Raw genomic sequence first — 22,223 nt, forward strand, 5'->3', positions numbered from 1 at the left:
GCAACGTAATTATCAGAATGTGTAAATATAATCCCCTTTAACCAATATCATTAAAAGAAGTAATCTGATTTTTGTACAGATCTATTTTTTGATAAGCCCTGTTAAAAAACATCTTTTTATCACGGGTGCCGGCAGTATTCAGAAGTTTGGAGTTTTTGAGCTGATGCTGAAAAAAATTAGAAACATGCTTGCAAGTATCTGTATCATTGGTGATAAAATATCCCAGCATGGTATAGGGCACAAACAAAGATTTCCGTTGTTTATCTGCCACGAGAACATTGTTATTCAGGATCAGCAGATCGTGATAATAGAGACGGTATTGCTCATTTTGTGCGGTACATTTTTTTTCCAGGGAAAATATCAGTTCTTTAAGATTTTCACAGAGGGATTTTCCGTTATCTGCAGTTAGAAGACCTGCATGAAAGAAATACATGATTTGTTGCAGAGTACTGTTTATCGTCGTATCATTCCAGATTTCATGAGCACTTATGGCAGAATAGAAGTGATTTAATTTTCTGCTGTTATCCATAATCCGGGCATTTTTTTCAAAGGTTTCAAAAGAAATATCCAAACCTTCCATATTCAACATATTCAGCCAGACATACCGCTTGAATGTAGATAACAGATCCATATTTATCGTGTAGAATATCGGAATATCTTTAGCGGAATAATAGAAATTGGTCTCTGTATCGGGAAGGTAATCCATTAACGATTTGAGAGAGTTATCCAGATAACTGCTGAAGTCATTTAACGTCTGAATCTCCTTTGTTCTTTTAACCAAAACATGCTCACTCCGTTGAAAAACCTGATCCATTGAAAAACCAAAGTAGTTTGCCAGCTGAACAGATTCTTCAATAGAAAATTTACTTTTCATCGATATACGCCGATGTGCAGCGTCATAGCTGATATCCAAAGCAGCAGATACTTCCGCTATAAGCGACTGGTGTTGGCCTGTTTTTTTTTGGATTTCGCGGATTAACAGTTCCTGATACATAGGTTTATTTTGTGATTTTCACAAAAATGCAAAATATTATTATTGTTTGTCACAAATTAAACAACGAAAATCGCAATATGTTTGTGTTTACTAATATCAATTATTATGGCCTCATCAATTGAAAATACAGACATTAAAGGTATAATACACAACCTCAAAAACCTCAAACCTGCAGAATTAGCAGTTGACTGTACGCTTCCGTTATCTCAGGAGGTAAACAGGGAAGGTCTGGAACAGCGGCATTCGTTTTTACAAAAGATTACCGGAAAACAATTTCCCTGTCTGGCGGGAAGAGAGAGCAGAGATGAAACGGATCTTCTTAACGGAAATATTGAAAATTATATCGGGATGTCTTGTGTACCAACAGGAGTGATCGGCCCGTTACGGATTACGGGTTCTGCCGCCAATGCTGATTTTTATGTCCCTCTGGCAACGAGTGAAGGCGCTTTAGTGGCCTCTTATCATCGCGGCACAAGAGCCTGTTTTATGGCAGGTGGTATTACTTCAATATGTCTGCTGGAAGGTGTACAACGCAGTCCCTTGTTCAAATTTGAGAATGTCGGCGAATTAGGTCTGTTTGTCAGCTGGCTACTTCCGGAGGAAGAAAAACTGAAGGAAATCACAAGACAAACCAGTCGATTTGCCCGATTAGCTAATATGCAAATTCAGATCGAAGGAAACCATCTCATTATCACTTTTGAGTACCAGACTGGAGATGCGGCAGGGCAGAATATGGTCACGATATGTACAGATGCCATATGCCAGTATCTGGTATCAAACAGTCCTGTAAAGCCTAAGCTCTGGTTTGTAGAAGGTAATTATTCCGGCGATAAAAAGGCAACTGCTCTATCCTTTTCAAATGTCCGGGGTAAAAAGGTGACAGCTGAAATTGTGCTTCCGGAGACTATTGTCCGGCAGGTATTGAAAACTACGCCTGAACTTATGGCAGAATACTGGCGCTCCTCAACAATGGGCATTATCCAAAGTGGTGCTATAGGAGCTCACGGACATTATGCGAATGGATTAGCGGCTTTATTTCTGGCAACCGGACAGGACGTTGCCTGCGTGGCAGAAGCGGCGACTGGTATAACACGTATGGAGCTTAATAAGGATGGTTCCTTGTACGCAAGTGTGACTTTACCCAATCTGATGGTTGGAACAGTTGGTGGAGGAACTCACCTGCCGACACAGCAGGAGTGTCTGGAAATGATGGATTGCTATGGAGCAGGCCAGGCCAGAAAATTTGCTGAAATATGTGGAGGTCTTGTACTGGCTGGCGAACTCTCTATCGCAGCAGCGTTATCTGCAGGGCATTTTACAAGTGCTCACCAGAAATTCGGACGTAAGAAATCTGTATAGCTATGGACGCTAAAAAAGAAAACATATGGAATGTGCCCAATGCCTTATCCATATACCGTATACTGGCTTTGCCTTTTATTATCTATGCAATGCGTGTAGGAGACAAACCACTTTTTATCACACTTCTGTCTGTCAATCTGATAACGGATATCCTGGATGGGCTTATTGCCCGTTTATTTCACTTACAAACGGAATTGGGTGCAAGACTCGATTCTCTGGCCGATATCGGTACCTACATTATGGCTTTTGCGGGAATGATAATGCTGGAGAAATCTTTTGTTATGGAGCATAGGATAGAATTCAGTCTGCTTATCGGGATGTGGCTGCTTCCTCAGTTAGTAAGTTTGATCCGTTTTCGCAGATTCCCGAGTTTTCACCTCTGGTCCTACAAAGTAACGGGATATGTGCAGGGTGTTTTTATATTCACATTTTTCATATTCGGAGTAAGTACGATTTACTTTTATATTATGCTGGTCATCAGCCTTCTGGCCTATATGGAAGAATTACTTTTAGTGTCTGTCTTGCCCGAACTCCGGTCGAATGTAAAAAGCAGTTTATTCGTGTGGAACAAATCAAAGAAATGATGTTTTTGAACCTTCTCTATATAGTTATTTTATTTTTCGGAATTGGTGCTCTGCTTACGGCAATTCTAAATAAAAACAGCAACCCGGAGCAGAAAAGATCCCGGTGGATTAAGTATATTCTTTATTTACTGATCGTCCTTATTACAGCGGGCAGTATTCAAACCGGAATGCTGATTTACCTGGCTGCCGGACTAATCTTTACGGGATTTATTGAGCTTTTTTTGGTAGGGTGCCTCTCCAAACGGGGTGTAATTTTTGGTGTTGTGTCCATCCTTATTTATATCGGTATTGCTATTGGTTTCTATCGGTTTGTTATCAGCAGTACTCCTGAAGTGTTGCTGTATATCTATACCATTATTTTTACGTTTGACGGCTTCTCGCAGCTCTTCGGGCAGTTGTTTGGTAAAAGTAAGATATTACCGAATATCAGCCCGAACAAAACTGCTGCGGGCACAGTTGGAGGAGGCATCACAGGCTATATAACAGGTCTGCTTATTACTGTTCATGCCGGTACCTTTGATGGGTTTAGCCTGATTTTACCGCTATTGATCTGCATCTGTGCATTTGCAGGAGATGCACTGGCGTCCTGGTATAAGAGACTTTGTGCAACCAAAGATTACAGCAGGCTGATTCCGGGACATGGAGGTATACTGGACCGGTATGACAGCTTTATTTTCACAGGATCGGTTTTTGGTTTAGGGCATCTAGAGCGATTAATATGGTAACAGATATGGATCCAGGAATATGTAATGTACTGATACTGTCCGGACTTTTTTTATCGCTGTTTGCAGTTGCAGAACTGTTATATCACTGTGTTAAAGTAAGGGTCGAGTTTACACGCAAAATCGTACATACAGGTACAGGCTTATTGGCATTGCTTTTTCCAATGATGCTGGATAATCATTGGTGGGTTTTAATCCTATGTACTACATTTACAATTCTGTTAATCTGTTCTGAACGTTTCCGTTTACTCCGGTCGATTCATGCTATTGAGCGCAGGTCTGTTGGCAGTCTGGCTTATCCGGTGGCCGTATACGGTTGCTATCTGAGCTATACTATCCTGAATAATCAGCTGATATACTATTATCTTCCTATTCTTATATTAGCCCTTAGTGATCCGCTTGCCGCATTGAGCGGAAAGAGATGGCCTTTGGGGGCATATCAGATCTGGGGAGCACATAAAACGATTGTCGGCTCGCTTTTCTTTTTTGTCAGCGCCTATTTGATTATGTTGGTTTCCTGCCTTATATTCCGGTATCCCTTGCAGGGACAGGAACTGTTGGTATTAGCACTACTATCTGTTATTACAGCGCTTACGGAGGCATTGAGCCGTGACGGGTATGATAATGTAACGATACCGTTTACCGTATCTGCCGGGTTTTACATCTTTGATACGCTGATAATTTAACAATAAAAGATCAATGCCAGTTATAAAAACAACCGGTTTTAATTATTTAGTTATCTTTCAGGTTTACTTCTTTTTTCTCTCCGTCTTTGGCTATTGTCACCTCTTTTTCGACATTTGCTTTATCTCTGTATTGCTGTCTGGATGAACCATAATGTGTTGTTGATCCTGTATAGCCCCAGTAATTGTAATAATTCGTATAGCCGGATACATAAGAATAATTGTAGGAATTGGTAAAATCAAAACTAGCCATTACAACATACGTTCCGGGCATAAGATCTAAGAATTCAAAATGACCTTCATCGTCATATACTTTTGCCTTCTTAATACCATAGCCAAAATTTACATCTAAGGGAACTTCTGGCATTTTTCCCTGTTTTTTTATCTTCTTATTTACAGTTACCCATTCCTCATAATAAGCAGAGTTTGGAAAAAGTGTTATTTCTGTTCCTTTTGGCGCAAATTGTTTTTTTGCTGTATTGACGAGTCCTCCGAGCTTTTTACCTGAATTTTCCTTTGCGTATGCCGTTCCAATAATAACGCTGTTTCCCTTTGTAATCTGCCGCATCGCTTGTTCTTTATCGAATGCGTTTTTGATCGGCTGGTAATCTATTTCCTCATTTACACAGATTTCCCACATTCCCTTGCCCATAGACATTTCTCTCTGCCAGAGACGATGGTCCTTTTTATCAACCACATAGTTGTAAATCGCTCCTGTACTTTCTTCCAGTACCGTTGCTAACCAGGTATCATGCTTTCCGGTCCGGGGCGAATAATAGATATAACTTTTTACTTCCTTTACAATGTAGTTGGTAATTAATACATCAGACTTTTCATCATAATAAAATTGAGGAATAACGGCTTTGTACCCAACATCCAGAGGAAGTGTAGTGATAAAGTGATCTGCCAGATTGAAATCTATAAACTTGCTATTTGGCTGTAAGTTTAGCTGTTTTTCTTTTTTGGTTTTCTTGGAATAGTAATTTCCGGTTATTGTTTCTGCAAAATTAAGGTCCAGTTTTATTTCCGTTCCTTCTGATTTATAACTGATTGGTCTTAATGTTTTTGCATCAGCGATAGAAACCCGCTGCTTTGACCATTCATTACTCTTGTCTGTATACTTGTATGTAAGGCTTAGCTGATTGTTGGATACAGAGATATCATAAGCTAAAGAACCCATTTTTGTCCAGCTGGTATCTTTCACATAATAAACTGTATATAAAGATTTTTCAGGCTTTAGATAAGAAGCCTTAATATCTGGACTACCTGGAACAACTGTCTTTTGGCAAAAAGCAAAATAAGGCAAAAGACTAAGCGTCAGAATAAAAATGTATCTTTTCATTTGTAATTCATGATAAATGAGGAAGGATAATAATAGGTATATATCCTTCAAATTTTAAACTAAAATAATAAAAAAATGAAAAATCAAGGGATTCAGAATTCCTTATTTCAGATAATGGATAGAGGTTCTACCACCATTTTGCTTCAGGCAAAATGTAATAGGAGGTGTCCTTAGTTTCCTGCCAGGGAGCCTGCTGAAAGAGCCAGGAAGCTTTGATTCCATCCATAGCTTTGCTTATATTCTGATCTCCCCATTCGAATGTGATCTTAAATTCTTTTTCTACGTTTTTTAAAGTTCCCAGGAGAGCTGGTTGCGAAAAACCCGAAACACCATTTGTATATTGCTTTGCTTTTTCAATGGAGAGTTTACTGCCCACAGGAATTTTTCCAATTATTTTAATGTCACTATTTGAATTATTTTTTTGAGCTTCAGCATATTGCCATTGCGGATGCAAGCTGTCAATTAGTAAATAAGGATATACAGGTTCTTCAATTTGGTTTTTATCCTGTTCTAACAGGAACATTTCTTTTTTGAGGGTAACGGTTTTTCCTACCCATTCTTTAAAAGGAGAGTATGTACTGATGTCGGTAGATTTGGTTTTGACGGTTGCATAGAGTATGAAAATAAAAAGGCCAATTCCACCTGCAGCAAGCATTGCCAGAATAATTACTATTTTCTTTACCTTCATTTTCTTTGATTATGTGCGCACCCTTACTTTTCCAGAAAGCATAAGTCTATTAAGCTGTTTTTCAGCTTAAGTTGTAATATACTTAAGATAGGTTGTTTTTCAAAATCAATGTGTATCCAATGGTTTGAAAATGACGATGTACCTAATGTCCGTAATCAAGACACTAAGCACAAACCGCCATCTTCTATTAATTAACCAAACCAATTCTTAACTATTATTCACCAGACATGGCTAGTGTCAGATCTGTTTCAAAGGTCAGACCTGTAGTGGTAACCGCTTTTATTATAAACTTATAACTTCCTTCTTTCAAAGCATCATCTTTTTTAACAGTTACAATTCCGGTAGCAGGATTGACAGCAAAAGTGTTGTTGCTATCTGTAAAAGCTTTGCCATCCTTCTCTATCGAAACAAGACTGAATGAAGATTTGTATTTATCCGGATATAAAGTAGGAGCAGCAGAGACATAGCCGTTAGATAAGCTAATATGAATCAGATTGAGTCTGATCGTCAGGTTGTGTTCCGGATAGTACATCCCAAAGAAGAATTTGATTTGCGGAATAAATATAACCTGGAATGGAGTTGAGGCAACTGGAAATCCATCTTTTAGCAAAGCGGGTGCAAGATTATATTTTTTTTCAGCTTGTTTCTGAGGGTCTCCGGCAGTGGCGGCAAATTTGATCTGATTGCCGTCTATACTGACTGCCGTATCTCCGTCCGCAGGTTTTGGCAAGAACCAGGAAGTACCCGTAGTAGGTGTTTTCAATGCATCCAATTCAAAACTAGCTCCTTTATCATTGTATAAGACATAGGAAAAGGGAGTTTCGCCGTTGTTTTGGACTCCTTTAATGCTCACTTTAGCCGGAGATACTTTGATTCCTACCGTCTGTCTGCCCACTACAGTGCCGTTAGCCGCAGTAGCTACCACTGCTACTTTGTAAGTATCCGGAATTTTGATTCCGTTCGTTACAGAAACGACTCCATTCGGGTATAGAACATTACTGTTAATGTGAATTTTATTTTGATTCTTTTGAATGGTGAAGGCCTGACTTAATTTATCGTGCAGTTTGGTTGTTCCCGAAATCGTAATATTTTCCGTTTCAGCGTATTCCAGTCGCAAGGAGACATCCCCGTGTTCTGCTAAAGAACCGTGTAACGTCAGATCTTTCTCTTCGCCATAAAGCAGGGAAAGTTCTGAAGGTAATTGATCAGGTGTTTTTTCATCTTTTTTGCAAGCCGAAAACGTAGACAGCAATAAGGCTGTGGCGCAAGCGAAAAGTAAGGGTTTAGAGTAATTGTAGCGTTTCATAAAATGTATTTTTTGACGAAGGTAGGAATATATTGCAATAAAAAGCAACAATGTTGCATTTAAAATTTGTTTTTATATTTTTGCACCATCATTTAAACATTACTTCTCAACACCATATGAAATCGCTTCACTATCGCATTCCGTTAGTACTTATGCTATCTACAAGTATATTTTCAGTTTCCTTTCTTCAGGCGCAGGAAAAAGTCACTGCTGATAGTCTGAAAAAGATCAATCTACCCACAGCTATTGTAACAGGCAGTAAATCCTCAAAGGGAAATGTGTCTGAGCTGAGTCGCAAAGACCTCGATATATTGCAGGCAAGGACGTTGGGCGAAACCTTGAGCCGTGTCCCTGGAGTACAGAATGCCAACTTCGGACCGAATTCAGGAGCACCAATGATCAGAAGTCTGAGTGGAAACCGTGTCAAAATCCTTACTAACGGATTATCTTACAATGATCTGTCTGGTATAAGTCCCAATCTGAACAGCAATGTTGATATGGATAATTTACTGGGAATTGATGTGTATAAGGGGAGTGCGAGCGTGCTCTATGGAGGTAAGGCAATTGGAGGAGCTGTGGATATGCACGATAACACAATTCCGCTGTCATTATTTGCAAAACCTTTTGGAGGACGGGTCACGGTAGAAGGCGGTACGAATAGCGGAACCAGACAGGCCGTCGATATCAATGGTAATCTCGGAAAAAAATGGGCCTGGCATTTCGGGGGAATGAATCAGCATAATAATAATCTTAAAATTCCGGGAAATACCAAAGCTCCGATAGCGTATGATCCCCAGATTGACCACCTGACCGAAACAATGGCACAGGTTCATGTGGATAGAGAGACGATTCGTAACCTGAGCCTGTATCCTTACCTAAGCCAGTTTGTACTGGATCATTTGAATGATCCCAAATGGGGTCTTTCCGAAGCAGATCTTTATACTTTTGAATCCCATTCTGTTATCGGTACTGAGCGTGTGCTCAATCCTCCCAATGACAAATATATCGCGGGACAAGACCCCGAAATACCTCTTTCGACTACTGTAGTACATGGAATTTCGGATTATGCACCCGTGACCAGAGGTATCATGCCCAACAGCCATGCGGAGAGCCGGGCGATAAATATCGGAACGAGTTATATTCAGGATCGGTGGCGGATAGGCTTAGGCTACCGTGCATTGGAGGGATATTATGGAATTCCGGGATTTGCGATGACAAGTAAACCTAAGCATTCACATGATGTGGTGGTGCCAATGCCGGACTACGCACCGATCAATACAAGGGCTCTGGCTCACAGTGCACTTTTTGAAACAGCTTATCGCGCTGATTCTTCCATTATATCCGCCTGGAAACTCAATTATATGATGCAGCGATCTGATGACAGAGAATTGGTGGGAATATACCAGGTTAATAAATTCAACAGTACCAGACACGCACTCCGAACAGATATGGAACATCAGATTAAAAAATTCTGGAAAGGAACCAGTGGAATAGATTTTTCCTTTTTAAAAATTGATGGAACGGGAGCACAAAGATATTTACCCAATAATTGGAGCCGGGAGGTCGGGGCATTTACCTTACAGCAATTTACTTTCCAACCCGTACTGCTGAATGTTGGTTACAGACATGATTGGGTCGTACGGCGGGCAGAACATGATGCCGGATATAAAACGAGTCGCGGGATGGCAGGAGGAAAGCTTTCCGACCGGAATTTTGATCTGAATCATTTTTCTGCTGATCTGCGCTGGAATATTTTGAAAACAGCTTTTCTTAAGTTATCCTACAATCATGCAGAACGCGCTCCCGATGTAAACGAACTATACGCCGGTAATGATCATTTCGCAATTATGATTGAAGAAAACGGAGATGACAGATTACCAAAAGAGGTTGCTAAAACCTATGAATTCGGAGCCGGTTGGCAGGCGTACGGTTTTCAGCTGAGTGCAACATATTATGAAACAACGTTTGACAATTACCTTTATCTGGCACATACCGGAATATCCAGATCCGGAGGTTTTTTGGTCAAGGAATGGAGAGCTTCCGATACGAAAATTTCAGGTTGGGAAGCTGAACTAAGCTACAAAGCTTCCTGGACTAAGGACAGAACGTGGGAGATATCCTCTTTCTTTGATCTGGTCAAAAATGAAAACACAGCAGATGATAATATGCGTAAATGGGCGGAAGGAGATTATATGCCAAACCTTCCTACCAGCCGATACGGCCTTGCAGGATCGTTGCAGTTTGATAAGATCTTTTTTCATGTATCCTTTGACCGCTATCTGAAACAACGTTATTTAGGGAAAAATATAAATCCGGAGCCTCCAATGCCAGCTTATTCTCTGCTTGCGGGACGGGTCGGATATAGATTGAAGTTTATGGGACAGACAGTAGAATGCTATGCGCATGGTAATAATCTGCTGAACATAGAAGCCAGACCACAAAATTCCTTTTTGAAATATCTTGCACCTCTTCCCGGCCGGAATATCTCTTTGGGTGTCAAAGTGCTTCTGTAATAGTCGCATTTATAAATAAAGATTGTTCAGAGAAGGTTTTTTTTGTGTAAGTTTAGTTGGTAAGATCTTGTAAATGAAGGTAGTTTGCTTTCCTGAGTTCTTAATAAACAATGTTATGGAAGAAATCAGAAATGGAGTTAAGGTGATATATGCTAAATCAAGAGCGGAATGGCGCCAGTGGCTTGCGGATAATCACCAGACTGCTCATGCAGTGTGGCTGGTCGTTTTCAGGAAAGAGTCTGCTGTGAAAAGTGTGTTATACTCTGAAGCCGTGGAAGAGGCGCTTTGTTATGGCTGGATTGATAGTCTCAAGAAGAAGCGGGAGCCGGATGGATGCTTTCAGTTTTTCTCCAAAAGAAAAGCAAAGAGCAACTGGAGTGCTGTAAATAAGAAAAAAATTGCGCTTTTGATGGAGCAGAATCTGATGACGGATGCAGGTTTGGAAGTCGTGGATATGGCCAGGAAAAACGGAATGTGGGATGCATCTGATAATGCGGAGAATCTGTTGGTTCCTCCGGATTTAGAGCATGCTTTTCTTATAAATAAAGAAGCATATAAAAATTGGGAAAGCTTTTCGAGAACATCAAAAAAGGAAATTTTGAAATGGATTTATGATGCGAAAAGACCGGAAACCAGGCAAAAGCGAATTGAAGAAACAATCTCTTTAGCCACTGAAAATAAAAGAGCAAAATAGTTTAAAGTTGATTCCCCGGAATAGTAAGAAGAAAATAAATTCTTTATATTGGACGTTTATATATCAGCCATTTGTAATGAAGAAGATTGTATTCACTTAAAATATGAAGAAGAATTCCTTCGTTTAGAATTTTACAACAAATCAATTATACAACTATATGAATCAAAAACCATCAAGTGCATTTATTGCTGCTTCCTGGATTGCTCTTGCAGCAGGAATAGCGGGCTTTCTTATCGGACTATGGAGAGCGGAGATGCTGTTAAACGAAAAGGGCTATTATTTCACTGTTCTAATGTTTGGCCTTTTTGCTGTTATATCCGTTCAGAAGAGTGTCCGCGACAGACTGGAAAATATTCCGGTTACAGATATCTATTATGGACTTAGCTGGTTTTCGACGATTCTGGCCATTGTATTACTGACCATAGGACTCTGGAATGCAACCCTGCTTCCGAGTGAAAAGGGATTTTATGCCTTCTCTTTTTTACTGGCATTGTTTGGTGCTATTGCTGTACAAAAAAATACAAGAGACAGTCAGCAACTGGCGAAGAAACAGGATAATCAGGACCCAAATTTCTAATAATTTACAACCTATTCTTATTTGTATTAAAATATATAGAAGAATAGAATATGGTGCTTCCATAAAATCTTTATAGAAACACCTGCCCCGATAAAAAAATAATCATCTCTCCTGACTTCTCCGTTGGGGAGCTGATTATTTGTCACAGAATAGATATACTCTATATGTGCGTATATAGAAATTTTAGAACTATTTTTATATACAGATACCTTTGAAAAACAATATGTATGTCAGGAACCGACATACATATTATTATGATAATACAAACGGCTAACCAATGAAAATCACCATCACATTGTTTGTACTTACTATCGGAACTTTGTTAAGTTGTCAATCCTCCACAGATAAAAGCTCAAAACAGCAGGTTAATTTGCAAGATTCAGCATATCAGGTATTTATTCTTACTAATAATAAAGGGATGACTGCTCGATTCTGTGAAAACGGAGCCAGAATTATGAGTCTGCAGGTACCGGATAAAAATGGAAATCCTGTCGATGTTGTGATTGGATTTGAAGACCCGGCAGATTATGATACCGCTACCGAACCTTACTTCGGAGCGACAATAGGCCGGTATGGAAACCGGATTAATAAAGGTAAATTTTCACTTGAGGGTAAAGACTACCAATTGACGATCAATAATGGTCTGAATACATTGCACGGAGGTAAAACAGGATTTCAGTATAAAAAATGGAACCTCAAAAAAGTGGGAGACAGCACACTTGTCTGTACACTGGTTTCTCCGGATCAGGATAATGGCTTTCCGGGAAATCTGACAGTAAAAGTAATATATACCATTACAGCCAATAATGAGCTGACAATGGAATATGAAGCAACAACAGATAAAACAACCGTTGTGAATCTCACCAATCATGCTTTCTTCAATCTGAATGGATCCGGGAGCATTCTGAACCATACCCTTCAGATAGATGCGGATCAATATACACCTGTTGACAGTTCATTAATTCCTACAGGAGAGCTCGCCGATGTGGGAGAAACAGCTTTTGATTTCAGGATGGAGAAAAAAATAGGAGCTGACATAGACAAAAAAAACGAACAGTTGAGCTTCGGAAAAGGGTATGACCATAACTTCGTTCTTAATAAGAAATCTACGGGCCCGGTGGCAACCGTAAAAAGTACAGATTCGGGAATACAAATGCAAATCTATACCAGTGAACCCGGATTGCAGTTTTATTCCGGTAATTTTATGCAGGAAAAAAACACACTCAGAAACGGTAAAGATGTTTACAGATCCGCATTTTGTTTAGAAACGCAACATTTTCCGGATAGTCCCAACCATGCAAACTTTCCTTCAACTGTGCTTCGGCCGGATGAGGTATACCATACAAAATCTACCTATGCTTTTTCAACCGTTAAATAACTGAAAAACGTTTGGAACAAAAAAGAAACAAACTAATGATTATGAAAAAAGGAATATTGCTGATACTGATGGGGTGGCTGGCTAGTGCTCAGGTCTTTGCTCAGAAGGAATGGAAAATAGTGCCCGGAAAAATTACCACAGAATGGGCGACAAAAGTAAATGCATCTTCTCCCCATGCCGAGTATCCACGACCGCAATTAACACGTAATAATAACTGGAAAAATCTTAATGGCCTGTGGCGATACACTATTTTGCCTGATGCTGCTGATCCGAAGATTCCGGAATCTTTTGACGGAGATATTCTAGTTCCTTTTGCCGTAGAATCCGCTTTGAGCGGAGTGGGCAGATCTGTGGGAAAAGATAGTGTATTATGGTACTACCGGGAAATTGAAATCCCTTCCTCTCTGCGGAAAGGGAAGGTATTGTTACATTTTGGAGCGGTAGATTGGGCAGCACAGGTCTATGTAAATGGGACAAAAGTCGGAACACATGAAGGAGGGTATGATTCCTTTTCGTTTGATATCAGTTCAGCACTGAATAAAAGCACAAAACAAAAGATTGCTGTTCGGGTTTGGGATCCGACAGACGAAGGGCCACAGCCTGCCGGTAAACAGGTCAACAAACCGGAGTCTATCTGGTATACACCAGTCACAGGGATCTGGCAGACCGTATGGGTAGAGGCTGTTCCTGAAACGTATATCTTGTCAACCCGTCAAACGCCTGATATTGATAAGTCGCAGCTACAGTTGACAGTAGAGACAAGTAATCTTCAGACGGGTGATCAGATAAAAGTAACAGCATTGGACGGATCAGTAAAGGTTACAGAGCAGTTGCTGACCGACGGAGCGACGACTTTGTCCATTCCAAATGCAAAACTATGGTCTCCTAAAAATCCGTTTTTATATGATCTGAAAATAACGGTACTACGCAAAGGGAAAGTGATAGATAAAGTAGGAAGCTACTTTGGAATGCGGAAAATATCTATGGCCAAGGATCAGAATGGCATACAGCGTATGATGCTGAATAATGAGTTTGTATTCCAGTACGGACCATTGGATCAGGGTTGGTGGCCGGATGGATTATATACTGCTCCAACAGATGAGGCACTTGTATTTGATATTCTGAAAACCAGAGAAATGGGATTTAATATGATCCGTAAACATATTAAGGTAGAACCCGCAAGATGGTATTATCACTGTGATAAGCTGGGGATGCTGGTATGGCAGGATATGCCTAGCGGAGACAGGGGGGATAACAACTGGTCTCAGCACCTTCGGGTCAAAATGCCTGAGGGAGAGAAAGTCGATGCGGATCACGATCTGATAGCGCAGGCACCAGATCTTAAATTTGATAAGGTGCGTTCTGCAGAATCAGAAAGAATATTCCGTAAAGAGTGGAAAGCGATCATGGATAAATTCCATAATTATCCGTCTATCGTTGTCTGGGTTCCGTTTAATGAAGCCTGGGGACAATTCAAAACGAAAGATATTGTGGAATGGACAATGAAATATGATACGAGCAGGCTGGTCAATGCTGCGAGTGGAGGTAATTTTTTCGTGGGATTGAGTCCAATACTTGACCTGCATTATTATACAGGACCTGCCATGCCGGATCCGGCTGTATATGGCAGCAAACAAATTCTGGTATTGGGCGAGTTCGGAGGATTGGGACTTCCGGTCAAAGACCATGTGTGGCTGGATAAAGGCAATTGGGGATATAAGTCTTATGATGATAAAGAGAAACTGTTATCCGAGTATGCTAAGCTTATAGGGCGCCTTCCTGAATTGATCCGGGCCGGTCTTTCGGCAGCAGTATATACGCAGACTACAGATGTAGAGATTGAGACTAATGGTCTTATGACCTATGACAGAAAAGTAATAAAAATTCCGGTAGATGAATTAAAGAAGATTCACAGTAAACTTTACAATAACTAATTGAAGTACAGGTAGTATTATTTTGGAATAAGATAAGGTGTCTTCAAAAAGATGGCTTATCTTATTTGTTCTTTTCTGTAATCCAGAGGGACATGTATTTGGTGCTTTGCAAAGTATGATGTTGCAGGATCTGCCCCACAAAATGATTTTGCCGGTGTAAGACAAGAGTGCGCTGCAACTCAAATAACCTTTGTATAAACGTCTCCGCAAACTTCCTGCTGGAATACCGGTTGTTGATAATCGAAATACCTTTTTTCTGAGCAGCTCCCCAGACATCTTTATCACGATAAAGTATCGTGACCTGCTCCGTAAACAGGTTTATATCATCCTCCACTGCACCAGGCCAGTTAACCCGGTCAGCCATTGATTCGGCTCCTGTTGAAGAGGTGACGGAAGGTGTCCCGGTTTGCATGGCATCTATAAACTTACCCTTTATACCAGCACCAAAAGGGATAGGTGCGATCAGCAACCTGTGGTTAGCCATCGTTTCTCTGGCATCTTCTGCCCGGCCGGCTATAAAAAAACGCTCTTTAGGATTATGAAGTTGTAAGACTTTTTGAGAAGGATAGGCACCATAAATATAAAGAGAGGCTTCAGGCATTTTTTTGCGAAGTAACGGCCAGATATTTTTCTTAAGATTCAGCACCGTATGCCAGTTCGGCTCATGCAGAAAATTGCCTATGAACAGCATATCTTTTCTTTCTTCAAATGTCTTCCATGATGCAACTCTTTCATCATCAATTTCCTGTTCCAAAAAAGGTAGATAATACAGTATACGAGGGTCTATCCGGAATGTAGAAGTCAGGAGATCCATCTCTGTCTCGGAGATAATCAGACTGATATCCGATCGCAGGATAGCAGCTAGTTCGCGTTTAGTGACATCGTTGTAAAGGTCGGGAGTGGTATCTGTCGTATTTTGCTGACGTGCGTGGCGAAGAAAATGAAGATCTTCGGTGTCTAGTATCTTTAGTGCATCCGGACAGTGCTGTGTTACTCTCCATCCATACTGCTCTTCGATCATAAAGCGGTCAAATACCACCATAGCAGGATTCAGCTCTTGAATAAAAGCATCAAAAGAAGGATCATTAAGCAATATCGGGGCTTCTTCTACATCCATTGTGGCAAGATCGAGACTGTATGCAGACTTTTGAGCAGCACAGGCAAAGACGACCTGTAAATCATGTTGAAGAAAAAGTTCTATCAATTGCTGCATCCGGAATCCTGCTGCTGAGGATGTCGGTTCCGGCCACACCAGGCCAATGATCAATACTTTTTGCTGTTGCATGAAGTCCAAAGTTAAGCCAATTTTAAGACGATGGTTAATTTTTTTTAACATTGCTTTATTAAGAAATAATACTACATTCGTTTCACCAATGAGGTTATAATGAACGCATTGCTCAAAGAAAAAATAAAGGGTTTTTCCCCAAAGACATATTGGAAAGAGATCGTAGCCATCTTCGTTATCCTTTTGGCTTTTTTCTTTTTCCGTAGTGAACGTAAAGAATTAGCGTCCATTCTTCCGCAATTGCAGCAGGCCGATCCTGTCTGGCTTCTTGGCGGAGTCTGTATTACGCTGCTATATATTCTTCTTCAGGGCTGGATGTACATACAGAGTTTCCGTACTATTGGAGCATCTTTGCATCTTTCAGATGCTATAGAGCTTTTTTTAAAACGTAATTTTTTAAGTGTATTTCTTCCGGCAGGAGGAATCAGCTCGCTCGCCTATACCACGGCACAGCTACGCCGGCGCAAGCTCAAAGCTACGCAAATCCATCAGGCGGGGGCGATTTACGGCTATGTGGGCCTGTTGACGGTATTTATTATCGGAGTTCCGGTTATTATCTACACGGTGTGGGATCATCGCAGTTTTAATGATGCCTGGCTGGCGTTACTGGCATTAGGTCTGCTTTTGGGAATTGCTTTTGTTATTTTCTGGTCCTTTAGAACCAGAGGAAAGCTCTACAGGCTGGTAGAACGTCGGTTTCCTAAAGTAATCCATCAGATAGACGAAGTCTTTTCCGGCAGTCTGGACCGAAAGCATCTGTTGTATACCGTTCTTCTCTCTACTTTGATCGAATGCTGTGGTATTCTGCATGCCTTTATAAGTATGTATGCATTAGGTGTACACATCTCTTTCGAAGCCGCTGCGGTAGGCTATACGATTTCAGTGGTGCTGATGATTATTTCTCCTTTTCTAAGAGGACTGGGAGCTGTGGAATTTACAATGCTATACATTTTTACAGCCTATGGATATGCGCACGATCAGGCTTTAGGAATTACATTACTGTATCGGGTATTTGAATTCTGGCTGCCTTTGTTTGCCGGAATTGTTTCGTTTTTATGGCGGGGAAAACAGCTTATTGTACGGATTCTTCCAGCAGTATCTATTTTCTTCTTGGGGCTTGTCAACCTGATTTCCGTTGCAACGCCTCCTCTCGCTGAACGGATGCGGCTGGAGAAATTTTATTTGCCGGCAGAAGCGATGCATGCTTCAAAGCTAATGGTACTGGTCATGGGAATAGCGCTTATGGTGACATCAGCCTATCTCTTGAAGGGTCTTCGGTTAGCCTGGGTTGCGGCTATTATCTTTACTGTACTGTCGTTGTTCGGACATCTCGGAAAAGCCTTTGATTACGAAGAATCTATCGTTGCTTTGCTTATCCTTTTCCTGTTGATGAGCAACCGAAGACAGTATAATATCAAGACAAATCTGAATTGGATCCGGATTGGCTTTATAACATTCTTTACGGTTTTGGCCGCAGTGGGGCTTTTCGAATTTCTGAGCTTCTATTTTATTGATAAAAAACACTTCGGAGAAGACTTTTCCTGGCAGGAATCGCTTTATCATACGATCCGCAGTTTTCTGTTGTTTTCGGATGATGAATTAGATCCGCGCACCAACTTCGGCCGCGATTTTCTCAACATCACGCGGTTACTCGGGCTGTGTTCCTGGTTGTTATTATTATATACTATTCTTCGCCCGAAGATCGTACACCCCGAAAAAATACAGGAAGGTCACGAGCTGGAGAGAGCCAAGAGCCTCTTGCATCTCTACGGACATTCCCCAATGGATTATTTCAAGGTATCTGCAGATAAGCAGATCTATTTCTCTACGCTGACGGATGGATTTGTATCTTATGCAACAGCAAATGAGTTTGCGATAGTACTCGACGAGCCTGTTTGTGAAGAAGAGGATAAGGAAGAAGTGATTGCTGAATTTGAAGAATATTGCCACGGACTCGGGCTGAAGACGGCATACTACAGGGTAGATGAAAGCAGTCTGGTCTATTTCATGGATATGAAAAAGCAGAAAATCATCATTGGTCAGGAAGCTATTATGGAAACACGTTCGTTTTCCCTTAGCGGAAAGGATCGCAAGTCCTTACGAAACGGGCTTAATGCGCTCACAAAGAGAGGGTATAATGCGGAGATTCTGTATGCTCCCCACAGCTTTGATCTGGTAGAGGAACTACAAGCTGTCTCGCAGGAATGGTTAGTATCATTTGGTAAAAAAGAGATGATCTTTTCACAGGGTATGTTTGAAGCCGAAACCATACAGTATCAGGATGTGATTGTCGTGAGAGATGAAGAAAAAAAAATACAGGCATTTTTAAACATTATTCCGGATTTTGCTCCTGAAGAATGCACCTATGATCTGATCCGTAAACGTGCTGAAGCTCCCGGCGGATGTATGGATGCGCTTATCGTCGAATTAATAGGTTACGCACAACAAAAAAATCTGAATTACCTTAATTTAGGAATGATTCCTATGAGCGGACTCAGTAATCCGGACAATCCGGCAGAGCAGATTATGAAGTTTGCTTCCGAGAAAGTAGGAAGTTTTAAGCACTATCAGACGTTACGGAGTTTCAAGGAGAAATATGCAACTATCTGGGAAAATAAGTACCTGGTATTCAGTAATGATTTTGATTTATTGCAATTGCCTGTAGCGTTGACGAAGGTAATGAAGCCGGGAAAGTAGGAGAGGTCTATATATGAAAAAGAATTGGGGTTTATTGGGAGCACTTATGATCTTAATGGTCGTACAGGCTCAACAAAATACGGTACCTATGAAAGAATGGCAGGGAAATACAAAAGTTCCGTTTATCTTATTTTTTAGTGGAGATGGCGGATTGAATACTTTTTCGAACAATCTTTGCAGTACATTGGCAAATAAGGGATATGGTATTTCTGCTGTGGATTCCAAAAAGTATTTCTGGAATAAGAAGAGTCCCCAGCAGCTTGCCACTGATATGGCTGGCTACCTTCATAAGATACTGGACAAAAGACCTAATACGCAATTTGTCGTTGCGGGATTCTCTTTTGGTGCCGATGCGGTTCCCTTTCTTGTAAACAGACTTCCTGCAGATCTCAAAAGTAAGTTGTATCGCGCTGTCATGATAGAACCTTCCACATCTACCGATCTGGAGATTCATCTGGCAGATATGGTCGGAAGAAGTCATGTGAAAAGAAGCCTCGATGTCATTGCTGAAATAAATAAAATAGAAAATACACAAACCCTTCTGTTGATGGGAAACGATACCCGGGATTTTCCCTCCTCACAACTGTCCACAAAACATGTGCGTATTCAGGTACTGAAAGGGGACCATCATTTTGACGGACATGAAGATGAGGTGGCGAATGCTGTGATCTCCGAACTGACATCGCATCATTAAGAATCAATTTGACAATGTAGATGCCTGAAAGCGGCATAATATCCTTATTTTTATATTTTAAAAGAAGAAAAGGTTGATATCAGCAGATTATTAAACAGCTTCTACTATTTACTTTGTATATGTTAGGATTGAAATTATTAACGGATCCCCGTTGGGCAAATATTGCAGAATCAAATTTAGAGGAGATTCTTACAGATCACGCATGGTGTGAACAAAAAGCAGCAACAAATGCTATTTCACTGATTACGTATAACTCTGAACATGAAGATCTTGTGCACGAATTGACGGCAATTGCTATTGAAGAAATGCAACATTTTCAGATGGTTATAGAGATTATCCGGGAAAGAGGGTATACGCTGGGAAGAGAACGTAAAGATGACTATGTCGGCCAGCTGATGAAGTTTTCAAAAAAAGACGGAAGCCGTAATATGGCTTTTATTGATCGCCTGCTTTTTGCGGCTATGATTGAAGCGCGAAGCTGCGAACGGTTCAGAGTATTATCCCAGAACATCAAGGATCAGGATCTTGCCAAATTCTACCATGACCTGATGGTCTCTGAGGCAAATCACTATACTACATTTCTGAATTTTGCGAGAAAATATTCTACAGATGTAGATGTTGACAAGCGGTGGAAAGAATGGCTGACTTTTGAAGGAGAATTGATTCAGAGCTACGGTAATAAAGAGCTTATTCACGGGTAAGTATCACAGATATATTTTCATAACAAGCGTTTCTTATCATAGATCAATGCAGGCACAACCAATCTTATCTAATTTTGTTGATATAAAATGGGAAATATTATGGAATTAGGAATAGGAATGTTTGGAGATCTTCAAATAGATTCTTCGACCGGCAAGATACAGGCACCACAGGAGCGCTTACATCAAATTATTGAAGAGGTCAAACTGATGGATGAAGTCGGTCTGGATTTCTTTGGAATGGGAGAGCACCACCGTGCAGACTATGCTGTAGCTGCTCCGGAGATTATTTTAGCGGCGGCGGCATCTGTTACTAAAAATATCAAATTAGGAAGTGCAGTTTCTGTATTAAGTTCTGCAGATCCGGTTAAGTTATATCAGGATTTTGCTACTGTAGATTTACTTTCCAACGGTCGTGCCGAAATCATGGCCGGCAGAGGTTCTTTTATTGAATCATTTCCATTATTCGGATACAAATTAGAAGATTATAGTGAGCTTTTTGAAGAGAAATTAGATCTGTTGCTCCGTATCAATAAACAACAAACGGTTAACTGGACAGGGAAGTTCAGACCATCACTCATTAATCAGGAGATATTTCCGAGAGCTGTGCACAACGAACTTCCGATCTGGATCGCTGTCGGCGGAACGACTTCCTCTGTAATTCGTGCCGGTAAATTGGGCCTTCCGGTAATGTTTGCCATAATCGGAGGAGCTGCAGAGCAGTTTCAACCTTTGTTCGAGATGTACCGTCAGGCTTATGAAGACAACGGACATGATATGAATAAATTTCAGGTGGGTGTACACATGCATGCCTTCTTTGGTGAAGACAGTAGAAAAGTAGCGGAGTACTACTATCCTGTATATGCTGCTCAGATGAACAGAATCGGTAAGAGCCGCAACTGGCCTCCTTACCAAAGATCACAATATGATTTTGGTCGTTCTATCCATGGACACCTGATCATCGGAAGTGAGAATGAAGCCATAGAAAAAATCCTTCATGTACAGGAAATGTTTGGTTTGACACGTTTCTCAGCACATATGGATGTCGGTAGTCCGGATCACGATATGATGATGAAATCTATAGAAATATTCGGTACAAAAATAGCTCCGGCGGTTAAAAAAGCATTAGCTAAAGCCGAATAAATAAGTATTCATTTTTCTTTTATGGAATTTGATTTGATGCTGCATCATGTCTAAAATTCAAAAAAATGAAAAATGTACAACGAATCTTGTTAATAGGATCAGCAGTACTTGTCCTATTTTCGTGTAATAAGCTTTCGGACTCTTCTAAGGTCGCTTTGTCCGAGCCTGATGCCGCAGAACCTATGGAGCTGAAACTGGAAGATCAGAGTGAGCCGAATGCTGCGGTTGATGCCGCGGCAAAGGTGAGTCTGGTTGTGCCCCAGAAAAAAATCATCAAGACAGGATCTGTTTCTGTGGAATCCCGGGACGTAGCGAAAAGTAAAAAATCTCTCGATGCGCTGGTCGGCAAACATAAAGGGTTCTATGAAGAAGAGACACTTTCAAAAGGAAATTCAATAGCCTCGTATAATCTTAATATCCGGATTCCTGTACAAGACTATGAAGCATTCATTGCAGAACTGGAAGGCGGGAAGGACAATATTACAAGTAAGAGCATTCAGTCTCAGGATATGACCGGGCAGTATTATGATCTGGACTCGCGGCTGAAAAGTAAAAAAGCCTACCTCCAACGTTATACAGAATTGCTTGGCAAAGCCCGGAATGTCAAGGAGATCTTAGAGATTGAGGAGCAGATACGGGTTATTCAGGAAGAAATTGATGCAACGGCTGCTTCTCTCAAATCTTTAAGTGAACAAGTCGCATATAGTACGCTTTCGGTTTATCTCTATCAGGAACAATCCAATATTTCCATCGGGGCAGACAGCTTTGGCACCAAGCTGGTAGATGCGGTTCGTTTCGGGTGGACTGCATTAGAAACCTTCTTTATTATCCTGATTCGCATCTGGCCGTTTTTACTGATCGGAGTATTGGGATTCGTATTTATCCGCAAATATAAAAAACGCAGGAAACAATAAAATTTACTGCTGTCTTTT

Annotated in this window: 19 protein-coding genes; 14 read left to right on the forward strand and 5 right to left on the reverse strand. The window is 40.7% G+C overall.

Features of this window, described 5'->3' with window-relative positions:
• Window positions 1-37: 37 nt before the first annotated feature.
• A complete protein-coding gene (locus tag B4B65_RS00745) occupies window positions 38-994 on the reverse strand; it encodes a hypothetical protein (RefSeq protein ID WP_293912469.1) in 957 nt (318 codons plus the stop codon).
• A 105-nt stretch (window positions 995-1,099) separates the two neighbouring features.
• On the opposite strand from B4B65_RS00745, the gene B4B65_RS00750 reads away from it, so the two are divergent.
• From B4B65_RS00750 to B4B65_RS00765, 4 genes are read left to right on the forward strand one after another with little or no spacing between them, the layout of a single operon-like run.
• Window positions 1,100-2,353 (forward strand): hydroxymethylglutaryl-CoA reductase, encoded by a 1,254-nt coding sequence (locus B4B65_RS00750; RefSeq protein ID WP_293912471.1) that lies wholly within the window; start codon window positions 1,100-1,102, stop codon window positions 2,351-2,353.
• 2 nt (window positions 2,354-2,355) lie between these two features.
• A complete protein-coding gene (locus tag B4B65_RS00755; RefSeq protein WP_293912473.1) occupies window positions 2,356-2,937 on the forward strand; it encodes a CDP-alcohol phosphatidyltransferase family protein in 582 nt (193 codons plus the stop codon).
• Window positions 2,916-3,662 carry a phosphatidate cytidylyltransferase gene (locus tag B4B65_RS00760; RefSeq protein ID WP_293912475.1) on the forward strand — a complete coding sequence of 249 codons (747 nt, stop codon included), beginning with the start codon at window positions 2,916-2,918 and terminating at the stop codon, window positions 3,660-3,662. Before B4B65_RS00755 ends, B4B65_RS00760 begins: the two co-directional genes overlap by 22 nt.
• 5 nt (window positions 3,663-3,667) lie before the next feature.
• A complete protein-coding gene (locus B4B65_RS00765; RefSeq protein ID WP_293912477.1) occupies window positions 3,668-4,345 on the forward strand; it encodes a phosphatidate cytidylyltransferase in 678 nt (225 codons plus the stop codon).
• 46 nt (window positions 4,346-4,391) lie between these two features.
• Here B4B65_RS00765 and B4B65_RS00770 read toward each other — a convergent pair whose 3' ends face one another.
• The 3 genes from B4B65_RS00770 to B4B65_RS00780 form a co-directional block, all read right to left on the reverse strand.
• A complete protein-coding gene (locus B4B65_RS00770) occupies window positions 4,392-5,684 on the reverse strand; it encodes a hypothetical protein (RefSeq protein WP_293912479.1) in 1,293 nt (430 codons plus the stop codon).
• 127 nt (window positions 5,685-5,811) lie between these two features.
• The gene (locus B4B65_RS00775; RefSeq protein WP_293912481.1) at window positions 5,812-6,372 is read right to left on the reverse strand and encodes a hypothetical protein; all 561 of its coding nucleotides are present in this window, start codon (window positions 6,370-6,372) and stop codon (window positions 5,812-5,814) included.
• Window positions 6,373-6,586: 214 nt separating this feature from the next.
• On the reverse strand, window positions 6,587-7,678 hold the full coding sequence (locus B4B65_RS00780; protein ID WP_293912484.1) for a hypothetical protein: 1,092 nt from the start codon (window positions 7,676-7,678) through the stop codon (window positions 6,587-6,589).
• 116 nt (window positions 7,679-7,794) lie between these two features.
• On the opposite strand from B4B65_RS00780, the gene B4B65_RS00785 reads away from it, so the two are divergent.
• From B4B65_RS00785 to B4B65_RS00805, 5 genes are all read left to right on the forward strand, one after another.
• Window positions 7,795-10,191 carry a TonB-dependent receptor gene (locus B4B65_RS00785; protein WP_293912486.1) on the forward strand — a complete coding sequence of 799 codons (2,397 nt, stop codon included), beginning with the start codon at window positions 7,795-7,797 and terminating at the stop codon, window positions 10,189-10,191.
• Window positions 10,192-10,306: 115 nt separating this feature from the next.
• Window positions 10,307-10,885, forward strand: a complete 579-nt coding sequence (locus tag B4B65_RS00790; RefSeq protein WP_293912488.1) for a YdeI/OmpD-associated family protein — start codon at window positions 10,307-10,309, stop codon at window positions 10,883-10,885.
• Between the two features lie 157 nt (window positions 10,886-11,042).
• Window positions 11,043-11,462, forward strand: a complete 420-nt coding sequence (yiaA, locus tag B4B65_RS00795) for an inner membrane protein YiaA (protein WP_002998337.1) — start codon at window positions 11,043-11,045, stop codon at window positions 11,460-11,462.
• Between the two features lie 277 nt (window positions 11,463-11,739).
• Complete coding sequence (locus B4B65_RS00800) at window positions 11,740-12,840, forward strand: aldose epimerase family protein (RefSeq protein WP_293912490.1); 1,101 nt, start codon at window positions 11,740-11,742, stop codon at window positions 12,838-12,840.
• 41 nt (window positions 12,841-12,881) lie between these two features.
• The gene (locus B4B65_RS00805; protein WP_293912493.1) at window positions 12,882-14,774 is read left to right on the forward strand and encodes a glycoside hydrolase family 2 protein; all 1,893 of its coding nucleotides are present in this window, start codon (window positions 12,882-12,884) and stop codon (window positions 14,772-14,774) included.
• Between the two features lie 61 nt (window positions 14,775-14,835).
• Here the strand turns inward: B4B65_RS00805 and B4B65_RS00810 are convergent, their stop codons facing one another.
• Complete coding sequence (locus B4B65_RS00810) at window positions 14,836-16,059, reverse strand: glycosyltransferase (RefSeq protein ID WP_293912496.1); 1,224 nt, start codon at window positions 16,057-16,059, stop codon at window positions 14,836-14,838.
• A 99-nt stretch (window positions 16,060-16,158) separates the two neighbouring features.
• On the opposite strand from B4B65_RS00810, the gene B4B65_RS00815 reads away from it, so the two are divergent.
• From B4B65_RS00815 to B4B65_RS00835, 5 genes are all read left to right on the forward strand, one after another.
• Window positions 16,159-18,756, forward strand: coding sequence for a phosphatidylglycerol lysyltransferase domain-containing protein (locus B4B65_RS00815; protein ID WP_293912498.1), 2,598 nt, complete (start codon window positions 16,159-16,161; stop codon window positions 18,754-18,756).
• Between the two features lie 13 nt (window positions 18,757-18,769).
• Window positions 18,770-19,450, forward strand: a complete 681-nt coding sequence (locus tag B4B65_RS00820) for an AcvB/VirJ family lysyl-phosphatidylglycerol hydrolase (protein WP_293912500.1) — start codon at window positions 18,770-18,772, stop codon at window positions 19,448-19,450.
• 119 nt (window positions 19,451-19,569) lie between these two features.
• Window positions 19,570-20,151: a tRNA-(ms[2]io[6]A)-hydroxylase gene (locus tag B4B65_RS00825; protein WP_201681107.1), complete on the forward strand. Its 582-nt coding sequence runs from the start codon at window positions 19,570-19,572 to the stop codon at window positions 20,149-20,151.
• Window positions 20,152-20,250: 99 nt separating this feature from the next.
• A complete protein-coding gene (locus B4B65_RS00830) occupies window positions 20,251-21,291 on the forward strand; it encodes an LLM class flavin-dependent oxidoreductase (RefSeq protein WP_201681108.1) in 1,041 nt (346 codons plus the stop codon).
• 65 nt (window positions 21,292-21,356) lie between these two features.
• Complete coding sequence (locus B4B65_RS00835; RefSeq protein WP_293912504.1) at window positions 21,357-22,205, forward strand: DUF4349 domain-containing protein; 849 nt, start codon at window positions 21,357-21,359, stop codon at window positions 22,203-22,205.
• Window positions 22,206-22,223: the final 18 nt, after the last annotated feature.

The sequence above is a fragment of the Sphingobacterium sp. UBA5789 genome (genome assembly GCF_002418355.1).
In the GTDB taxonomy this organism is placed as follows: Bacteria; Bacteroidota; Bacteroidia; order Sphingobacteriales; family Sphingobacteriaceae; genus Sphingobacterium.

What these genes read in the sequence shown, in the direction of transcription:
- B4B65_RS00745 (WP_293912469.1), bottom strand. Translation starts at nt 994, where the DNA reads ATGTATCAGGAACTGTTAATCCGCGAAATCCAAAAAAAAACAGGCCAA.
- B4B65_RS00750 (WP_293912471.1), top strand. Translation starts at nt 1,100, where the DNA reads ATGGCCTCATCAATTGAAAATACAGACATTAAAGGTATAATACACAAC.
- B4B65_RS00755 (WP_293912473.1), top strand. Translation starts at nt 2,356, where the DNA reads ATGGACGCTAAAAAAGAAAACATATGGAATGTGCCCAATGCCTTATCC.
- B4B65_RS00765 (WP_293912477.1), top strand. Translation starts at nt 3,668, where the DNA reads ATGGATCCAGGAATATGTAATGTACTGATACTGTCCGGACTTTTTTTA.
- B4B65_RS00770 (WP_293912479.1), bottom strand. Translation starts at nt 5,684, where the DNA reads ATGAAAAGATACATTTTTATTCTGACGCTTAGTCTTTTGCCTTATTTT.
- B4B65_RS00775 (WP_293912481.1), bottom strand. Translation starts at nt 6,372, where the DNA reads ATGAAGGTAAAGAAAATAGTAATTATTCTGGCAATGCTTGCTGCAGGT.
- B4B65_RS00780 (WP_293912484.1), bottom strand. Translation starts at nt 7,678, where the DNA reads ATGAAACGCTACAATTACTCTAAACCCTTACTTTTCGCTTGCGCCACA.
- B4B65_RS00785 (WP_293912486.1), top strand. Translation starts at nt 7,795, where the DNA reads ATGAAATCGCTTCACTATCGCATTCCGTTAGTACTTATGCTATCTACA.
- B4B65_RS00790 (WP_293912488.1), top strand. Translation starts at nt 10,307, where the DNA reads ATGGAAGAAATCAGAAATGGAGTTAAGGTGATATATGCTAAATCAAGA.
- yiaA (WP_002998337.1), top strand. Translation starts at nt 11,043, where the DNA reads ATGAATCAAAAACCATCAAGTGCATTTATTGCTGCTTCCTGGATTGCT.
- B4B65_RS00800 (WP_293912490.1), top strand. Translation starts at nt 11,740, where the DNA reads ATGAAAATCACCATCACATTGTTTGTACTTACTATCGGAACTTTGTTA.
- B4B65_RS00805 (WP_293912493.1), top strand. Translation starts at nt 12,882, where the DNA reads ATGAAAAAAGGAATATTGCTGATACTGATGGGGTGGCTGGCTAGTGCT.
- B4B65_RS00810 (WP_293912496.1), bottom strand. Translation starts at nt 16,059, where the DNA reads ATGCAACAGCAAAAAGTATTGATCATTGGCCTGGTGTGGCCGGAACCG.
- B4B65_RS00815 (WP_293912498.1), top strand. Translation starts at nt 16,159, where the DNA reads ATGAACGCATTGCTCAAAGAAAAAATAAAGGGTTTTTCCCCAAAGACA.
- B4B65_RS00820 (WP_293912500.1), top strand. Translation starts at nt 18,770, where the DNA reads ATGAAAAAGAATTGGGGTTTATTGGGAGCACTTATGATCTTAATGGTC.
- B4B65_RS00825 (WP_201681107.1), top strand. Translation starts at nt 19,570, where the DNA reads ATGTTAGGATTGAAATTATTAACGGATCCCCGTTGGGCAAATATTGCA.
- B4B65_RS00830 (WP_201681108.1), top strand. Translation starts at nt 20,251, where the DNA reads ATGGAATTAGGAATAGGAATGTTTGGAGATCTTCAAATAGATTCTTCG.
- B4B65_RS00835 (WP_293912504.1), top strand. Translation starts at nt 21,357, where the DNA reads ATGAAAAATGTACAACGAATCTTGTTAATAGGATCAGCAGTACTTGTC.